The following is a 229-nucleotide window of genomic DNA, read 5'->3' on the forward strand; positions in this document are numbered from 1 at the left end:
GCTGCCATGGTGGCCTTCCTTATCCTTTGACCACGCCCGAGGTCAGGCCCCGGACGAAATACTTACCTGCGAAGATGTAGACCAGCAGCGTCGGCAGCGCGGCGATCATGGCGGCGGCCATGTCGACGTTGTATTCCTTGGCGCCGGTGCTGGTGTTGACCAGGTTGTTGAGGGCGACGGTGATGGGCTGCGACGAGCCGCTGGCGAACACCACGCCGAACAGGAAGTC

The 229-nt window shown here is 62.9% G+C and carries 1 pseudogene; it reads right to left on the reverse strand.

Going from position 1 to position 229, the window contains the following annotated elements:
- Nucleotides 1-19: 19 nt before the first annotated feature.
- Nucleotides 20-229 (reverse strand): annotated as a pseudogene (locus FS767_RS22735) (carbohydrate ABC transporter permease); the annotation flags it as partial.

Origin of the sequence: Pseudomonas sp. DE0010, from assembly GCF_007680745.1 — a bacterium.
GTDB lineage: Bacteria > Pseudomonadota > Gammaproteobacteria > Pseudomonadales > Pseudomonadaceae > Aquipseudomonas > Aquipseudomonas parafulva_B.